A 14,872-nucleotide genomic window follows, 5' to 3' on the forward strand; every position below is an offset into this window, starting at 1 on the left:
ATAACTCTCGACTGAGAGTGGATTGAGGTCGGAGGTCGTACCGTGCGAACGCTGCCTGAGAGGGCGGAACACTTCGGAGGGCAAGAGTAGAATGATACAGGACAGAGAGTACCGAGTGACAGCGGTGGGAGTCGTCTGTGTTGCTGCGCTCCTCGTCGTGGGGGCGGGAGCAGTTGCGAGCGGACCGTCCGATACGGAAGCCGTTACCGCGGTCCAGGAGACGACCACGCCGGAGGACACGTCTAGAATTTCGATTCAGAACTTGTCGGCACCCGACCAGATTCGAGCAGGGGAGGATTTCACCGTTTCGGCCGACGTGAGTAACGACGAGGCGCAAAGCGCCGTCCGAAGAGTGGTGTACCGAATCGGCGGTGTCGTCATCGACTCCGAAATCGTTCAGATTCCCGGGAACAACACGACGTCGGTAGCGTTCAACGTCACAGGGAACACCACGTCCGGTCTGGCGACGGGGACGTTCACGCAGGGAGTCTTCACCGAGGACGCGGAAGCGACCGCCAACCTGACCATAACCGCCGCCGACGAAACCACGCCAGAGGAAACTACCCCTGAAGAAACTCCGGAAGAGACGACCCCGGAAGAGACGACCCCGGAAGAGACACCAGAGGAGACAACTCCGGAAGAGACGACGCCCGAAGAGACGCCAGAGGAAACTACCCCTGAAGAAACGACACCAGAGGAGACGACGCCCGAAGAAACCCCAGAGGAAACCACTCCTGAAGAGACAACTCCTGAAGAAGCGGCGCCAGTAGACGAGGAAACGACGCCGGAGGAGACCACGCCGGAGGAGACCACGCTCGAAGAAACGACGCCCGAAGAAACCACTCCCGAAGAAACGCCAGAGGAGACGACGCCGGAGACACGTACCGCCACCGTCGCGTTCGAGGACCAGACCTCGAACGGCACTGCAGTCACCGTACAGTCCGTGAACGTTCCGGAGGGGGGCTTCGTCGTCATCCACGACACCAGCCTTCTCGACGGAAACGTCGTCGGGAGCATCGTCGGGAGGTCCAACTTCCTCGCGGCGGGTACGAGCGAGAACGTGACGATCGAACTCGACGAACCGCTGAACGAGTCCCAGCGACTCGTCGCGGTCGTCTACCGCGATTCGAACGAGAACCAGACGTTCGACTTCGTGACCTCGAACCGGACGGCCGACGGGCCGTACACCGAGGCCGATTCGAGGCAAGCGGTCAACGCGATCGCCCAAATCGAGGTCCAAGAAGGGACGGAAAACGCGACGGCTACCGAGACGGCGTAGCGCCGGAACTCGGGATTCAGTCGTCGCCCGTCGCGGCCTCGGTCGTGCCCTCTTCGGCTTCGATTTCCGCAGTTTCCAGGTAGTCGTCGGCGTCGAGCGCGGCCTTACAGCCCATGCCCGCGGCGGTCACTGCCTGCTGGTAGTGGTAGTCCACCACGTCGCCCGCGCCGAAGATGCCCGGTACGCCGGTCTCGGTCTGGCCGCCGCCTTTACCGCCGACTGTCTGGATGTAACCCGCCTCGTCCATCTCGACGACGGTGTCTTCGAGGTACTCCGTGTTGGGCGTGTGACCGATAGCGAGGAACACCGCGCCCACGTCCATCTCGAACTCCTCGGTCTCGGGGTCGTCGAGTTTGTCGGTGGGGTAGCCCTCGGGGTGTCGCACGAGGTCCACGTAATCGACGCCCTCCTCGACCGAACCGTGAATCTCGCGGACTTCAGCGTTCTTGATTATCTCGATTTCGCCCTCCTCGACCTTCTCGTGGGTGCGGTCGATCCAGTAGTCCTCGGCGCGGAACTCCTCGCGGCGGTGAACGAGGTAGACCTTCTCGGCGAACTTGGTGAGGAAGTTGGCCTCCTCCATCGCGGCGTCCCCGCCGCCGATAACTAACATCTCCTCGTCGCGGAAGAACGCGCCGTCACAGGTCGCGCAGGTCGAGACGCCGTAGCCCATGAGTTCGTCCTCGCCGGGGATGCCGAGCGTCCGGGCGCTCGCGCCCGAGGCGGCGATGAAGGCGTCGGCGGTGTACACGTCGCCGTTCGAGAGTTCGACGCGGTAGGGCCGCGAGGAGTCGTCCACGTCCTCGATGACGCCGTTCTTGATTTCGGCTCCGAACCGCTCGGCCTGCTCTTTCATGTTGTTGATGAGGTCCGGGCCGCTGATGCCCTCCGGGAACCCGGGGTAGTTCTCCACGTCGGTCGTGAGCGTCAACTGACCGCCGGGTTCGTCGCCCTCCAGCACGAGGGGGTCGTTGTTCGACCGCGCGGCGTAGATGGCCGCGGTCAGGCCCGCGATGCCGCTCCCGGAGATGACGAGTTTTCGGTGTTCGACGCCGCCGTCGGCGGTTGCGATACCTAACTTCTCGTCCAACTCGCCGTCCTCGTCGAGCGCCTTGGTGTCGTCGTATCCGCCGACGAGTTCGTCGTCGATGAACACCTCGGGGGCGGTCTTCCGGCCGTCTGTGCGCTCTATCATCTCCTCGAACCGTTCCTCGTCGCCGGTGACGTTGTACGTCTCGTACTCGATGCCTTTGGCGTCGAAGAGATCCTTGGCCATCTCACAGTACGGGCAGTCGTCCTTCGTGTAGATTTCCACGTGCGGCTGTTCGGTCATGGTACAATATTGTAATGGGGGGCGTATTTAGCTTGTGTTGTCCCGTCGGCTTTCCGCTTTCTGGGTCGTTCGTAATCGGAGGGAGTACGAGGGTTTCGAGTGAGAACGGGGCGAGGAACGGTCCACGGCCAGAACGCGACCGAGGACGCGAACGCCGGCAGCGGAGACGGGGAGGCAGCGAGGAGAACCGGTCTCGGGACCGACGACGAAGAGCAGGGCCGACGCCGTTCCCGAAGCGCTTACCCTCCTACCTCGCCACGTTCCGCACATGCCCGCCGACCTCGAGGAGAAGACCGACCGCTACGAGGGCCTGCTCGCCGAAGCCGTAGACGCCGCCGAAATCGCACCGCCGGAGGACACCCCGATGGGCGAGGCCGCCGCGGAGTGTCTGGAGATGGCTACCTCGTACCTCGAAGACGGTCGTCACTTCCGCGAGGACGGCGACCCCGTGAACGCGCTGGCGTCGTTTTCCTACGGTCACGCGTGGTTGGACGCGGGCGCACGCATAGGTCTGTTCGACGTGCCCCGCGAGGGTCACCTGTTCACCGTCTGAGCGATTAGTCCCGGGGTCTCCGTACTCCTCGGCGGTGCGCTTACAAGCCGGGCCTGTGTCAGTTCTCCCTGATGGAGGGCGTCCTGTGGTACGTACTCGCCGGGACTCGCGGCGGGACCAACAGGGCCCGCATCCTCAGAGCGTTGGACGACCGGCCGCGGAACGCCAACCAACTCGCCGAAGACCTCGACCTCGATTACAAGACGGTTCGCCACCATCTCGACGTGCTCATGGACAACGACGTTGTTCGCAACTCCGGCGACGACTACGGCGCGGTGTATCTCCCGACCGAGCAGGCCCGCGACCACTGGGGCACCGTCGAGGAGATCATCACAGAGGTGGAGTGAGTATGGCCGAAATTGGGAAAGTGTATAACTGTCACCGGTCGCAAGGGAGGAACGGATGTCACTCTGGGTAGACGTCGCGGAGGTCGCGGCGGTGCTGAACGTCGCGCTCCTCGTGGGGCTAGTCGGCGTGTGGGGTCGGAGCTACCGGCAGCTACGGTCGAAGCACGCGCTCGGCCTGCTCGTCTTCGGCGGTCTTCTACTCGCGGAGAACCTCCTCTGGGTGTACGCGTACTCGTTCAACTCGACGTTCCACGCCTGGCTCTACGACGGAACGTCGTTCACCCAGCAGGCGATGATGGGACTGTGCGTCCTCGAATCGGTCGGCCTGCTGTTCTTGGCGTGGGTGACGTGGGACTGAACCGGCCCGCGAGCAGTGGCTGTCCGAAACGGGTGAATCCGGGCCGGATTTGGGTCGCAGTTCGGAAAACGGTCTTTGCGACCGCCGTGGCACGTCGAAGCATGCCACCGTCGAGGCGAACACTGTTACAGGCGTCGGCGCTCGGGTTCGCGGGTTCCGTCGCCGGGTGCACGGGCGCGAGCGAGAACCGGCAAGAGACCGAAACGACCGAGGGTCAGATGCAGACGACGACAGTGGGGACTGACTCGGCTCCCTTCACGGTTCAGGTGACGACTCACCCGGACCACGGGGTCATCCTCACCGACGACGAGGGGATGACCCTCTACCGCTTCACGCAGGACGAACGCGGCGAAAGTACCTGTTACGACCAGTGTGCGGAGGCGTGGCCGCCGCTGACCGTCGAGGGGTCGCCGACCATCCCCGACGGACTGCCCGGCGAGTTCGGCACGACCGAGCGCGACGACGGGTCGATGCAGGTCACGTACGACGGAATGCCGCTGTACACCTTCGCCAACGACCAGCGACCCGGGGACGCCAACGGACAAGGTGCCAACGACGTCTGGTTCGTGGTGAATCCGGCGTGTCCCGGCGAGGCCGGAACGACCACTCCGTGAGGGAACGGCCGAGGCCGGCGACGATAACTGAACGGCGGCCCGGCCACCGACGGCTCGGGGTTCGAATCCGTTTTGGGCTGAATTTGGGCCGCAGTTCGGAAAACGGTCATTGTGCGGGTCGTGGCACGTCGAAGCATGCCACCGTCGAGGCGAACGCTACTGCAAGCATCCGCACTCGGCCTCGCGGCGTCGGTCGCCGGGTGCGCCGGAGTGAGCGAGAACCGCCAGGAGACCGAGACCACCGCCGAAGGAGAGGGCGGAACGACGACCGCCCGGGGACCCGACGAGACAATCGTCCTCGGCGGCGAGACGAGCCACTGGTTCGGCCTCGCGCCGTCGCCGATTCACGAAGCGGAGAACCCGACACTCGGCCTGCAACCGGGCACGGTCTACGAAATCGTCTGGGTCAACCTCGACGGCGTCGAACACGAACTCCGGGTCTTCGACGCCGACGACGACGTGGTCGCGGCGTCGGAGTCGGCCGAGGAGGTCGGAGAGACGCGTTCGGTCGTCCTCGAGGCCACCGAGTCGCTCGCGCGCTACGACTGCGAGTACCACCCCCAGAGCATGCGCGGACAGATCACGCAGGAGGCGACGATCACGACCGGGGGAACTGCCACCGAGACCACTACGGCCGGAGACGATGGTGGCGGCCCCTACTGAGACCAGCGAGCGCCGTCGGGACACCTCCGTAATTCTCTAAGAAACAAACACATCTGCGAAGCAAACGAAAATGTAGGTAAGTTCCGGACTGCGGTGACCTACCGTACGGTTGACGAGGTTCGCCTCAGTGCGACGAGGGACGGTACTCGGTGTCGCGCTCGCTGCCGTGACCGCGGCGACTGCCGTACCGCCGGTCGCGCTCGCTCGTCCCCTGCTGGCCGCCGTGACGGTGTTCGCGCTCCCCGCCGGTCCCTTCGCGGAACGTCGAGTCGCTCGGGTCGGAGTGGTGAGTGGCTTCACCGCGCTGGCCGGTTATCCGGCCCGAGATTCCCTGTTCGCGGTGGCTCCCGCGCTGACTTCCCTCGTGTGGCGTGCCGTGTTCCTGGCCCTCGCGTCCTCGTTGCTCTCGTCGCTGGCCGTATTGTCGGTCGTCGCTCTGTTGGCGACCCTGCTCGCGGTGGCTACTACGTCGTCGTTCCGTCCCACTCTGGCCGCCGTGGCCACTCTGACCACCGTGGCCACTCGACTGGCGACCTTCGGTTCTCGGACTTCGGGACGTGCCGGAGTCGTTCGCGCCGCGACTCCCGTACCGGTTGGTGCGTCGCCGGTCGTTCTCCCCGCGGTCGTGACCCTGCTGACTCGCGGTCCCGCCGTGCTGGTGGCCCTGCTGACTCTCTCCGCGGTTACTCCGCTCCTCCTGCATCCGGGAGTGAGCCCGTTCGGCCAGTTGCTCGTAGTCTCGGTCGTCCGTCTGACTCTGGTCGCCGTGGTGGTGATGATGATGGTGGTGGTGATGGTGACTGTCGCCGCCCTCGTCGCGGTCGTTGTCGGGTTGCGTCCAGTCCTGATGGTGGCTCTCACGACTCTCGTGGAGACCGTCCTCGTTCGCTTCCTCGCGCCGTCGCTGTATCTTGTGTGGATTAGCCATACTCGAAACCCCCGAGAACGGATTGTCCGAGAACGTCCTTAGATGTGCTGGCTGACTATCCAAGCAGGCCGAAACCGAACACCGGGCCGAACAGCAGATGGAGCGCGACCCCGACGAGCAGGGCCGGAATCGTGGTGTCGACCGACGCCACGACGGCGGCGACCTCGTCCACCGCGGGCAGGAGGAACAGCGCGTAGCCGTCCCGACCGATGGCGTTGGCCGTCAGCGCCGAGAAGGGAATCGCGCCCTCGGCGTACGCGCCGGCGAGGACGTTCTGCGGGCCACGCCCGGGAGTCGGTCCCATCGCCGCGCCGACGAGTGGTCGAGCGCGCTCGTTCTCGCCGAGTCGTTCGATTAGCGCACCCTCGGTCCGATACTGGACGAGACCGAACAGCGGGACCGTGACCGCGACGAACGTACTTACCTGAACGAAGCCGTCACGGACGGACGCGACGAGTATCTCGATGCTATCGATAATCTCGTTCGCCCTCCGAGACCGTGTATCGAATCCCGGCCAGGGTTTTAGGTATACCTAAAATAGCGCTTAGCAGATGGCGGCTTAGAATTTCGATTGTACCTCGTTCCTACCGGATGCGATTTTGCGGCAACTTTTTTCTATCAGCCACGCGCATGGTACATTGTATGAACGAAACGTACGTGCGGCTCGTCTGTCCTGAATGCAGCAAGGACTGGGAAGAATCGCCGGACGATCTCCCGCCTCACGACGAGATGTTCCACTGCCCGAACTGTCACGCCGGTCGTCGGACCGCGGAGTTCACCCGAACCGAGCGGGACCTGGAGACGCTAAAACAGTTTCAGTAGTTAGCTGTTGGTCGCCGAGCGCGCCCCGCAGGCTTCGCACCGCAACAACATCGCACCTTGTTCTCGTTCGAGTTTCGTGTCCGGGAGTCCGCACTCCGGACAGAGGACGAACGTCTCGGCGTAGTCGTCGATGGCGTCCTCGATTCGGCGCTGGCCGAACTCGCCGGTCAGGCGTGCGCGGCCGCTCTCGTCTATGTGCGCACTGGTCCCCAACTCGTCCTGCAAGAACTTCAGAACGTGTTCCTCGTCTCTCCCGAGTCTGTCGAGGGTGTCCTGGAAGTTCTCGTAGACAGTCACGTTCCCCTCTTGACGCACGTCGGCGTCGGGAACGTCGAAACGGTCCCCGCTACCGTCGATTTCGGGCGTCTCGTCCATCGCCCGTTCGAGGTGGTCGTCGTAACTCTCCATAGACGGGTACACGAGCGCAATCGGATAAAAACTTTTCAGGGTCGTACAGAAACGGCTCTCAGCTACCAGTGTGTCGGCCGGTTAATTACGGTCAGCGTCGGTCGGACACAACAGTTTGAAACTGTTTCACAATATCGCGTTACCCCTCGTTGGCTGTGATTATGGCGTTATATGAAGGAGTAATTCGTAATCCGTGTTAACGGGGCTCAAGATAATACTATAACCCTGCAACTGTTAGCCTCGTTTGCTTATGAAGAAGCAGGAACTCATCCACCTTCACGGCCTTCTCGCGGAGGTCGGGAACTACTTCGAGGAAGAGAACGGCACCGAAGTTGACCTTTCCGAGTACGATTCCCTCGGTGTACGACCAACTTCTATTCACAAGTCGAAAACAGACCACAAAGCAGCAGTCTTTGCGATGGCAACCGCGATAACCTCCGAAATGAACGAAGCCGAGGCGGACGAAAAGGTCGCCGCCAAGGCCGACTGAACCGCAGGCGACGCATCCTCGAATTGTCGATACGGGTCCGATAGCGGTAGCGTTGTTCTCTCCGGCAGTTACTACCGATCAGCTACGGCCGTCGGCTACGTCGAACGATAGACGTGCCCGTCACGCCGCGCGAGGGCGAGGGGCTAGCAGAGTCGTTGGTCACTCGATGAGGTCCTCGAACTCAGGGAGGACTTCGTCGTCTTCGCCGCGGTCGCTCTGCCCCTCGGATTCGTCTTCGACCTCGTCCTCGTCCGAGTCGGACTCGGTCTCGGTCTCGTCGTCGTCTTCCTCGATGACTTCGACTTCGAGGACGGTCAGGGGGATGTTTTCGAGGCGCTGGCCGATCTCCTTGCGCGCGATGCGCGAGGCGTGCTCCTCACGTTCGACGTTGAACACCGACATCTCCAGCTCTAAGGCGACGAGACTCTCGTCGGCCGCGATGAACGCCGGTTCGAGTTCCTCCCCGCAGTGCGGGCAGGACCGTTCCCCCATGTTGATTTCGACGTAGTTGAGGTCGGGGTTGAGCAACTCGCCGGTCTTGGAGATAGCGATTCGGACGGCCTCGTCCGGAGTCTCCACGTCGTAGACCGGAACTGCGGCTTCCACGACAACTCTGCAGTTCATGGGCGCATAGAGGTTGTAGCGCCAACAGTATCAAGTTTAGCCCCAAAACGAAAGACTTCCACCGACCCGTCTCCTTTGGTCCCGCGATGGACTCGGGTTCGATACCGGTCGGCGACCTCGCAGGGGGCCTCGACTTGCAGGCGACGCTGGAGAGCGGCCAGACCTTCCTCTGGCGGCGCGACGACGGACGCGCCTACGAGACCGCCGACGCGACCGGCGGGTCAGCGTGGTACTACACCGTCGTCGTCGGTCACACAGAGGGGAGAGCTGACGTCGTCCGGGTGCGCCAGCGCGAGGGGATGCTCGAATGGGAAGCGACGACCGACGCCGACCCACTGCTCGCGGAGCGACTCCGACTCGGCGACGACCTGCCCGCCATCTTCGCCGAGATTCCCGACGACCCGCTGTTGGACGACGCCATCGACGCCTACCGCGGACTCCGCATCGTGGACGACCCCTTCTTTCCCTGTCTCGTGTCGTTCATCTGCTCGGCCCAGATGCGGGTCGGCCGCATCCACGGGATGCAGACCGCCCTCGCCCGCGAGTTCGGCGAGACGGTCCGATTGGACGGTGAGACCTACCACGGGTTCCCGACGCCCGACCGCCTCGCGGCCGCGACCGAGGCGGACCTTCGGGAGTTAGGTCTGGGGTACCGGGCACCCTACGTCCAGCGGTCGGCGGAACTGGTCGCCTCCGGCGAGGCCACGGCCGAGGACGTTCGGGGACTGGATTACGAAGACGCCCGCGAGGCCATGCAAGCGTTCGTCGGCGTCGGCGACAAGGTGGCCGACTGCGTACTCATGTTCTCGCTGGGCTATCTGGAGGCGGTCCCGCTGGACACGTGGATTCAGACGGCGATCGCCGACTACTACCCTCACTGCGAGAAGGGGTCGTACGCCGAGACCTCCCGCGCGCTCCGCGCGGAGTTCGGCGGCGAGTTCGCGGGGTACGCCCAGACCTACGTGTTCCACTATCTCCGGAACCAGGAGTGAAATCACGTCGACCGAATCGACGGGTCCGGGGTCGGGCCTGCCGGTCCTCGACGCTCTCGCTCGCTCGGCAGTCCGCCCTCAGACCCAATCACCGCTCCCGCGCGCCGACGGGTTCCGTTCGAGTGTCGGGATTTCACCCGTCTCGACGAGGCTCTTGAACCGGGAGAGCATCCGGTTCGCCAGCGTCTCGGGAACGACGCCCAGTAGTTCCATCGCAGTACGTCCGACTCGGCCGCCCGGCGGGTCGAATCGCAGGGTGAGCGTGACCTCCGTCCCGCGGTCGGCCGGGGCCGGTCGGAACTGCACCGACCCTTCGTTGGGTATCGGCGCGCCCTCGGCCGACCTCCAGCGCAGGAACTCGCCCGGACGGTCCTCGACGATTTCGGTTTCCCACTCGATGCTCCGGTCGAAGGGACAGGCCACTATCCAGCGGTGGCGGTCTTCACCCGCCAGCGTAACCCCGGCGAACTCCCCGACGACGCGAGTCAGCAGGTCCGAGTCGCGCCAATAGCGATAGAGCTCGTCCGCGGACTCCTGAACGGTGACGGTTCGCTCGACCTCCGTCGCGCCGGACTGCGTCTCCGTGTCGGTGTCCCGACCTCCGGGCCTCGGAGTCGCGCCGCCAGCCTCGGATGGGCGGTCGGGTCGGCTAACTCCTCGGTACAACAGCCACCCGCCAGCGAGCGCGAGTGCCGCCCCGCCGAGCGAGCGTCTCCGGAGTCCGGCGGTCAGGAGCGTTCCGCCGAGGACGACGGAGACCATCCGCCTGCCCCGACTGGCGTTACGTTCCGCGGAAGCGTTACGTTCCTCGGAGCCGTTACGTCCCGCAGTAGTGTTCTGTGTCACCCAGTAGTCACCCACTGAGTGCTTGAGGGATTGGACATTGTATCTTGTGCCCGGAACCCCGGCGTTCACCGCCAATCGAATCTCCGGCATCCAAATCGCCTTACGACAGAACGACGAACTACCGACCGGAACCATGTCAGGCGTCTCCGAAAGCGCCGACCGAACCCGTGCGCACGTCTTCGTCTCCGGCAAGGTACAGGGCGTCTACTACCGGGCGAACACCCGCGACACCGCCCGGGAGAAGGGCGTCGATGGATGGGTCCGGAACCTCGCGGACGGCCGGGTCGAAGCCGTCTTCGAGGGGCCGGAGGACGCGGTGGAGTCGATGGTCGAGTGGTGTCACACCGGGAGTCCCGCCGCCGACGTGGACGACGTCGAAATCGAGTACGGCGACCCAGAGGGCGAAGACGGGTTCCGGATTCGGCGGTAGTCGTTAGGTCGTTCAGTCGCCCGCTCGGTCGGCGAACACCTCGAACCGTGCGAGGCTCTCTCGGGAGTCGGTGGGTCCGACCGGCAGGTCTGGGGCATCGTCTCCGTCGCCGCCGTCGGTGGTATCGTCTCCGTCGCCACTTTCGGCGGTATCGGCGTCGGAAGACGAATCGCTACTTTCGGCGGGCGCGGCCGCCGCGGTATCGTCGGCGAACGCTTCGACTGCGGTCGCTTCGTCCCACTCCAGTTCCACCTCCAGACTCCGGCCGTCGTCGGTCTCGGACTCTATCTCCAGTTCCACCGCGTCGGGAATCTCGACAGCGATGGCCTACCCCTCGTCGCCGAGGCGGACCGAGCCAGCGGCGACGCCGTCCGCGATTCCGCGGAGAATCGTTGCGACGGCTTCGCGGTCGGCCGTCCGTTCGAGTTCGTATTCTTCGGACACGTCACCACCAACGACGTCCGGCGTAGTAAAACGTCGCAATCGGTCAATGAGCGCCGCAGTCGGGCTTCTCGCGTGCCGACGGTGGGGCTTCGGGGAGTCGTTCCCGAGACGCTCCGACCCTACCGTCGGTCACGACCCTGCTGGCCTCGGTCCCGCTGGTATCCTTTCCCGTACCGGGGTTGCCGACCCTGCGTCTGCTGACCCTGCGGTGAGTAGGACGGTCGGGCCTGCTCGGACTCCTCCGTCGGTTGCTGGTGGGGTTGCTTCGGCGGCGTCTGCTGGTGGGACTGCTGGGGCGAGGGGCGCTGGTGGGGCATTTCGGCGGGCATCTCCCGTCGGTCGGACTGACCCTGCCCGTGAGACGACTGGCGCTCTCGCTCGGAGAACTGCTCCCCGGCGTGGGGGCCGCCGGCGTGACTCGGCTGATGGCGCGACTCGCCGCCGTATTCGAGGCTGTGGCGACTCTCCTGCGGTTGCTGGCCCTGTGCCTGTTGCTGGCCGCCCGTCCGTTGCTGGTCGTCCGCCCGGCGTTGCTGGCTCTGTGCCTGTTGGTCGTCCATCTGCTGATGACCCGGCATCTGCTGCTGGGCCTGCGTCTGCCGGTGGTTCTCCGTCGGTCGCTGTCCCTGCTGAGACTGGTACTGTCCCTGTTGTGGCTGTTGACCTCCCGACTGCTGACCTCCGGACTGTCGACCCCCGGACTGCCGACTCTGGGACTGTTGTCGCCGCCCTCCGTATCGAGACGGCGACGACTGCTGACTGGGCGACTGCTGTCCGGGCGACTGCTGACCGGTCGATTGCGGTCCTCCGGACTGCCCACCGAGTGATTGCTGTCGACCGGTCTCACCGCTCGCCTGCGGAGAGTACTGCTCCCGCGGGATGTGGTTGCCCTGCTGGCGCGAGTCACCGCCGAAACGGATGCTGACCTGTCTTCTGCGCGTATAGTGCTGTGACTGGCGGTCCCGTCCCTCGGCGCTGTTGGCGGGCACGATTGCCTCGCCGCCCTGCATCCGCTCTTTGACCTCGCGCTCGACCTCTTCGGGACTCCGGTCGTCACCGCGTCGGCCCCCTTCTCGTTGGTTCGTCTGTCGCTTACCCGTCCGTCGCTGGTCGTCGCGTCCGCGCTCCTCGGTGTGACGATACTCCCGGCCTCCCTGTCGGTATCGGTCGTTCGACATCAGTAATCTCCCGGCAAGATTTCGGTCCGCGACTTCCTTATCGGTGCTGGCTAGGGGAGTTCGAGACGGGTGCTAAGAATTGTACTTGATTGCTAAAGATATATTTCTAAGTTTTTTAGAAATATTTATATTTCTATTGATGCGAGCGCACCGTCGGTAGCTTCCCGGAGTTGTCGGAGAAGCTAGCTACTCCTTGAGCCACTCATACTGCGACCGCACAGCACTGCAACCACGCTCCGCTAGCGACCCCTTGAGCCAAGGAGTACTGCAACCGCACAGCACGCACCGCAATCGCACCGCGACTGCACAGCACCGCAACCGCGCCCCGTTCCTCCCCGCGTGCGGTGCGCTCGGCCGCGACCGCACCACAGATGCGGCCGAGCGCAAGTGCGGCGCGTCCCGTAGTCCGGGGAAATTCACGGAACGCGGTTGGTGGTCCAGTCCACGAAACTGCGGCCGGTGACACGGGTCAGTGGCCCACGAAGTCGCTAACGGCTCGTCGTCGTCGCTTTCGTTGCGGCCCGCTTCGTCGCTCGACGCCGAAAAACACCTCGCGTCACGCGTCGTCGACGGCAGGACTTAACGCGCTCCCCGACCAACGCTTCGACATGATTTCGGCAGACCGGATGGCTCAGGTCGATGCGAACGCGGCCGCCCTCGGCGTGCCGCGGAAGCAGTTGATGGAGTCGAGCGGCAACGCCGTCGCCCGCGAGGTCCGGGCAGTCGCCGACCCCGGCGCGCGGGTGGCGGTCGTCGCCGGGCGCGGGAACAACGGCGGCGACGCCTTCGTCGCGGCCCGATTCCTGGACGAGTACGACGCCTCGGTCCACCTGCTCGGCCGGGCCGAGACCATCGCGACCGACATCGCCCGCGAGAACTGGGCCGCCCTCCAACAGGGCGAGTACGTCACCGAGGAGGTCGGCGACTCCCGGGAGTTCGACTTGCCCGACTGCGACGTAATCGTGGACGCGATGCTCGGAACCGGCGTCACGGGCGCGCTCCGCGAACCGGAGGCCACCGCCGCCGAGCGAATCAACGACGCGGAGGCGACCGTGGTCGCCGTGGACGTTCCCTCCGGCGTGAACGCCGACACGGGTGACGCCGAGGGCATCGCAGTCGCGGCCGACCGCGTGGTCACGTTCCACGACGCGAAACCCGGTCTCGGCTCGCTCGACGCCGAGGTGACGGTGGCGGACATCGGCATCCCCGCGGCGGCCGAGCGGTTGGTCGGCCCGGGCGACCTGCTCCCGGTCCGGCGCGGAAACGGGGCCGAAGACGCCCGCGCCTACGTCGTCGGCGGCGGTCCGTACACGGGTGCCCCGGCGCTCGCGGCGCAGGCCGCGCTCCGGACCGGTGCGAACCTCTCGTTCGTCGCCGCGCCCGAGACCGTCGCGCCGCAGATTCAGGGCTACGCCGAGGACCTCATCGTTCAAGCCTACGCGGGCGACCGCCTCGAACCCGAACAGGTCTCGGACCTCGTGGACACCGCCGAGAGCTACGACGACGTCGTGGTCCTCGGGCCGGGTCTCGGCAACGCCGACGAGACCTTGGAGGCCGCCGAGCGGTTCCTCGCGGCGTTCTCGGGCCGAGCGGTCGTGGACGCCGACGCGCTCCCCGTCGTCCCCGAGGTCGAGACCGACGCGACACTCGTCTGCACGCCCAACCGCAAGGAGTTGGCGAAGATGGGTGGCCCGGAAGTCGAGAGCGCCGACGCCCTGCGCGACCACGCCGACGAAATCGAGGCGTTCGCCGACGACCTCGGCCACGTCGTGCTGGCGAAGGCCGAAGACGACGTGATTTCGGACGGCGAGCGCACTCGCGTCTCGACGGCGGGCACGTCCGGCATGACCGTCGGCGGCACGGGCGACACGCTCGCGGGCGCGGTCGCCGGCCTGCTCGCGGCACACGACCCCTTCCAGTCGGCCTGCATGGCGGCCTACGCGAACGGCCGGGCGGCCGAACTGCTGGACGACCGCCACGACGGCTTGCTGGCCTCGGACCTGCTGGACGCGCTTCCCCGCGCCGTTTGGGGTGAGAACGATGAGTGAGCGCACCGAAGGGGACGACGAGAGCGAGAAGCGCGAGGCGGAACTCACGCACACCGACGACGAGGGCGAGGTCCAGATGGTGGACGTGGGCGACAAACCAGATACGGCCCGCCGAGCGGTCGCCGCGGGCGAAATCAACCTCCAACCCGAGACGGTCGAGGCCATCCGCGACGACGAGGTGAGCAAGGGCGACGTGTTGGCCACCGCCCGCGTCGGCGCGGTGCAGGCGGTCAAGCACACGTGGGAGACCATCCCGATGTGCCACCAGATTCCCATCACGAACGTCGAGACCGACTTCGAACTCTTCGCCGACCGCGTGACCCTCGAAGTCGCGGTCGAAACCACCGGCAAGACGGGATGTGAGATGGAGGCCCTGGAGGGCGTGACCACCGGCCTCAACGTGGTCTGGGACATGGTGAAAGCCGCCGAGAAGGACGCCGACGGCCAGTATCCCGACACGTCCATCGACCGCGTGCGAGTGGTCGAGAAGACGAAGACCGAACTGTAGCCGTTCG

21 protein-coding genes and 1 pseudogene are annotated in these 14,872 nt (G+C 65.2%); 12 read left to right on the plus strand and 10 right to left on the minus strand.

The features are described from left to right. The first annotated feature begins 91 nt into the window (after nucleotides 1-91). The gene (locus E2484_RS25845; RefSeq protein ID WP_321112954.1) at nucleotides 92-1,279 is read left to right on the plus strand and encodes a DUF7282 domain-containing protein; all 1,188 of its coding nucleotides are present in this window, start codon (nucleotides 92-94) and stop codon (nucleotides 1,277-1,279) included. A gap of 16 nt (nucleotides 1,280-1,295) precedes the next feature. Here E2484_RS25845 and grxC read toward each other — a convergent pair whose 3' ends face one another. Beyond that, nucleotides 1,296-2,612, minus strand: coding sequence for a glutaredoxin 3 (gene grxC / locus E2484_RS22005; protein WP_137287341.1), 1,317 nt, complete (start codon nucleotides 2,610-2,612; stop codon nucleotides 1,296-1,298). Between the two features lie 268 nt (nucleotides 2,613-2,880). Here grxC and E2484_RS22010 point away from each other — a divergent pair, with 268 nt between their 5' ends. The 5 genes from E2484_RS22010 (at nucleotide 2,881) to E2484_RS22030 (ending at nucleotide 5,147) form a co-directional block, all read left to right on the plus strand. Continuing rightward, nucleotides 2,881-3,165 (plus strand): DUF357 domain-containing protein, encoded by a 285-nt coding sequence (locus E2484_RS22010; RefSeq protein WP_137287342.1) that lies wholly within the window; start codon nucleotides 2,881-2,883, stop codon nucleotides 3,163-3,165. Nucleotides 3,166-3,236: 71 nt separating this feature from the next. Then, nucleotides 3,237-3,512, plus strand: a complete 276-nt coding sequence (locus E2484_RS22015; protein WP_137287343.1) for an ArsR/SmtB family transcription factor — start codon at nucleotides 3,237-3,239, stop codon at nucleotides 3,510-3,512. A gap of 55 nt (nucleotides 3,513-3,567) precedes the next feature. Continuing rightward, nucleotides 3,568-3,870 carry a hypothetical protein gene (locus E2484_RS22020; protein ID WP_137287344.1) on the plus strand — a complete coding sequence of 101 codons (303 nt, stop codon included), beginning with the start codon at nucleotides 3,568-3,570 and terminating at the stop codon, nucleotides 3,868-3,870. A 101-nt stretch (nucleotides 3,871-3,971) separates the two neighbouring features. Then, a complete protein-coding gene (locus E2484_RS22025) occupies nucleotides 3,972-4,484 on the plus strand; it encodes a COG4315 family predicted lipoprotein (RefSeq protein ID WP_137287345.1) in 513 nt (170 codons plus the stop codon). Nucleotides 4,485-4,619: 135 nt separating this feature from the next. Continuing rightward, complete coding sequence (locus E2484_RS22030) at nucleotides 4,620-5,147, plus strand: hypothetical protein (RefSeq protein ID WP_137287346.1); 528 nt, start codon at nucleotides 4,620-4,622, stop codon at nucleotides 5,145-5,147. A gap of 124 nt (nucleotides 5,148-5,271) precedes the next feature. Here E2484_RS22030 and E2484_RS22035 read toward each other — a convergent pair whose 3' ends face one another. The 3 genes and pseudogenes from E2484_RS22035 to E2484_RS26220 all read right to left on the minus strand — a co-directional run. Continuing rightward, nucleotides 5,272-6,075, minus strand: a complete 804-nt coding sequence (locus E2484_RS22035; RefSeq protein WP_137287347.1) for a hypothetical protein — start codon at nucleotides 6,073-6,075, stop codon at nucleotides 5,272-5,274. Between the two features lie 55 nt (nucleotides 6,076-6,130). Further along, the gene (locus tag E2484_RS26215; protein ID WP_394347940.1) at nucleotides 6,131-6,379 is read right to left on the minus strand and encodes a putative manganese transporter; all 249 of its coding nucleotides are present in this window, start codon (nucleotides 6,377-6,379) and stop codon (nucleotides 6,131-6,133) included. Between the two features lie 36 nt (nucleotides 6,380-6,415). Beyond that, a pseudogene (locus tag E2484_RS26220) lies at nucleotides 6,416-6,553 on the minus strand (putative manganese transporter); the annotation flags it as partial. Nucleotides 6,554-6,717: 164 nt separating this feature from the next. Between E2484_RS26220 and E2484_RS22045 the strand changes: the two are divergent. Then, entirely contained in the window at nucleotides 6,718-6,897 is a 180-nt protein-coding gene (locus tag E2484_RS22045) for a DUF7836 family putative zinc-binding protein (protein ID WP_137287349.1), read from the plus strand. Here the strand turns inward: E2484_RS22045 and E2484_RS22050 are convergent, their stop codons facing one another. Continuing rightward, nucleotides 6,898-7,305, minus strand: a complete 408-nt coding sequence (locus E2484_RS22050; protein ID WP_137287350.1) for a translation initiation factor IF-2 subunit beta — start codon at nucleotides 7,303-7,305, stop codon at nucleotides 6,898-6,900. A gap of 250 nt (nucleotides 7,306-7,555) precedes the next feature. Here E2484_RS22050 and E2484_RS22055 point away from each other — a divergent pair, with 250 nt between their 5' ends. After that, nucleotides 7,556-7,795 (plus strand): UPF0058 family protein, encoded by a 240-nt coding sequence (locus E2484_RS22055; protein WP_137287351.1) that lies wholly within the window; start codon nucleotides 7,556-7,558, stop codon nucleotides 7,793-7,795. A gap of 159 nt (nucleotides 7,796-7,954) precedes the next feature. On the opposite strand, the gene E2484_RS22060 is transcribed toward E2484_RS22055, so the two are convergent. Beyond that, the gene (locus E2484_RS22060) at nucleotides 7,955-8,419 is read right to left on the minus strand and encodes a DUF555 domain-containing protein (RefSeq protein ID WP_137287352.1); all 465 of its coding nucleotides are present in this window, start codon (nucleotides 8,417-8,419) and stop codon (nucleotides 7,955-7,957) included. 86 nt (nucleotides 8,420-8,505) lie between these two features. Between E2484_RS22060 and E2484_RS22065 the strand changes: the two genes are divergently transcribed. Then, nucleotides 8,506-9,411 (plus strand): DNA-3-methyladenine glycosylase family protein, encoded by a 906-nt coding sequence (locus tag E2484_RS22065; protein ID WP_137287353.1) that lies wholly within the window; start codon nucleotides 8,506-8,508, stop codon nucleotides 9,409-9,411. Between the two features lie 78 nt (nucleotides 9,412-9,489). Here the strand turns inward: E2484_RS22065 and E2484_RS22070 are convergent, their stop codons facing one another. Beyond that, complete coding sequence (locus tag E2484_RS22070; protein WP_170977459.1) at nucleotides 9,490-10,173, minus strand: SRPBCC family protein; 684 nt, start codon at nucleotides 10,171-10,173, stop codon at nucleotides 9,490-9,492. A gap of 217 nt (nucleotides 10,174-10,390) precedes the next feature. On the opposite strand from E2484_RS22070, the gene E2484_RS22075 reads away from it, so the two are divergent. Next, nucleotides 10,391-10,687 (plus strand): acylphosphatase, encoded by a 297-nt coding sequence (locus tag E2484_RS22075; RefSeq protein WP_137287355.1) that lies wholly within the window; start codon nucleotides 10,391-10,393, stop codon nucleotides 10,685-10,687. Between the two features lie 12 nt (nucleotides 10,688-10,699). Here E2484_RS22075 and E2484_RS22080 read toward each other — a convergent pair whose 3' ends face one another. From E2484_RS22080 to E2484_RS22085, 3 genes are all read right to left on the minus strand, one after another. After that, nucleotides 10,700-10,987, minus strand: coding sequence for a hypothetical protein (locus E2484_RS22080; protein ID WP_137287356.1), 288 nt, complete (start codon nucleotides 10,985-10,987; stop codon nucleotides 10,700-10,702). A 27-nt stretch (nucleotides 10,988-11,014) separates the two neighbouring features. Then, nucleotides 11,015-11,131 (minus strand): amphi-Trp domain-containing protein, encoded by a 117-nt coding sequence (locus E2484_RS25850; protein WP_321112960.1) that lies wholly within the window; start codon nucleotides 11,129-11,131, stop codon nucleotides 11,015-11,017. A 119-nt stretch (nucleotides 11,132-11,250) separates the two neighbouring features. Continuing rightward, a complete protein-coding gene (locus E2484_RS22085) occupies nucleotides 11,251-12,309 on the minus strand; it encodes a hypothetical protein (RefSeq protein ID WP_137287357.1) in 1,059 nt (352 codons plus the stop codon). A gap of 608 nt (nucleotides 12,310-12,917) precedes the next feature. Here E2484_RS22085 and E2484_RS22090 point away from each other — a divergent pair. Together E2484_RS22090 and moaC are read left to right on the plus strand one after the other, a co-directional pair. Then, on the plus strand, nucleotides 12,918-14,357 hold the full coding sequence (locus E2484_RS22090) for an NAD(P)H-hydrate epimerase (protein WP_137287358.1): 1,440 nt from the start codon (nucleotides 12,918-12,920) through the stop codon (nucleotides 14,355-14,357). After that, nucleotides 14,350-14,865: a cyclic pyranopterin monophosphate synthase MoaC gene (moaC, locus tag E2484_RS22095; RefSeq protein WP_137287359.1), complete on the plus strand. Its 516-nt coding sequence runs from the start codon at nucleotides 14,350-14,352 to the stop codon at nucleotides 14,863-14,865. Before E2484_RS22090 ends, moaC begins: the two co-directional genes overlap by 8 nt. The last annotated feature ends 7 nt before the right edge of the window (nucleotides 14,866-14,872 follow it).

It is taken from the genome of Halorussus salinisoli (assembly GCA_005239435.1).
GTDB classification, from domain to species: Archaea; Halobacteriota; Halobacteria; order Halobacteriales; family Haladaptataceae; genus Halorussus; species Halorussus salinisoli.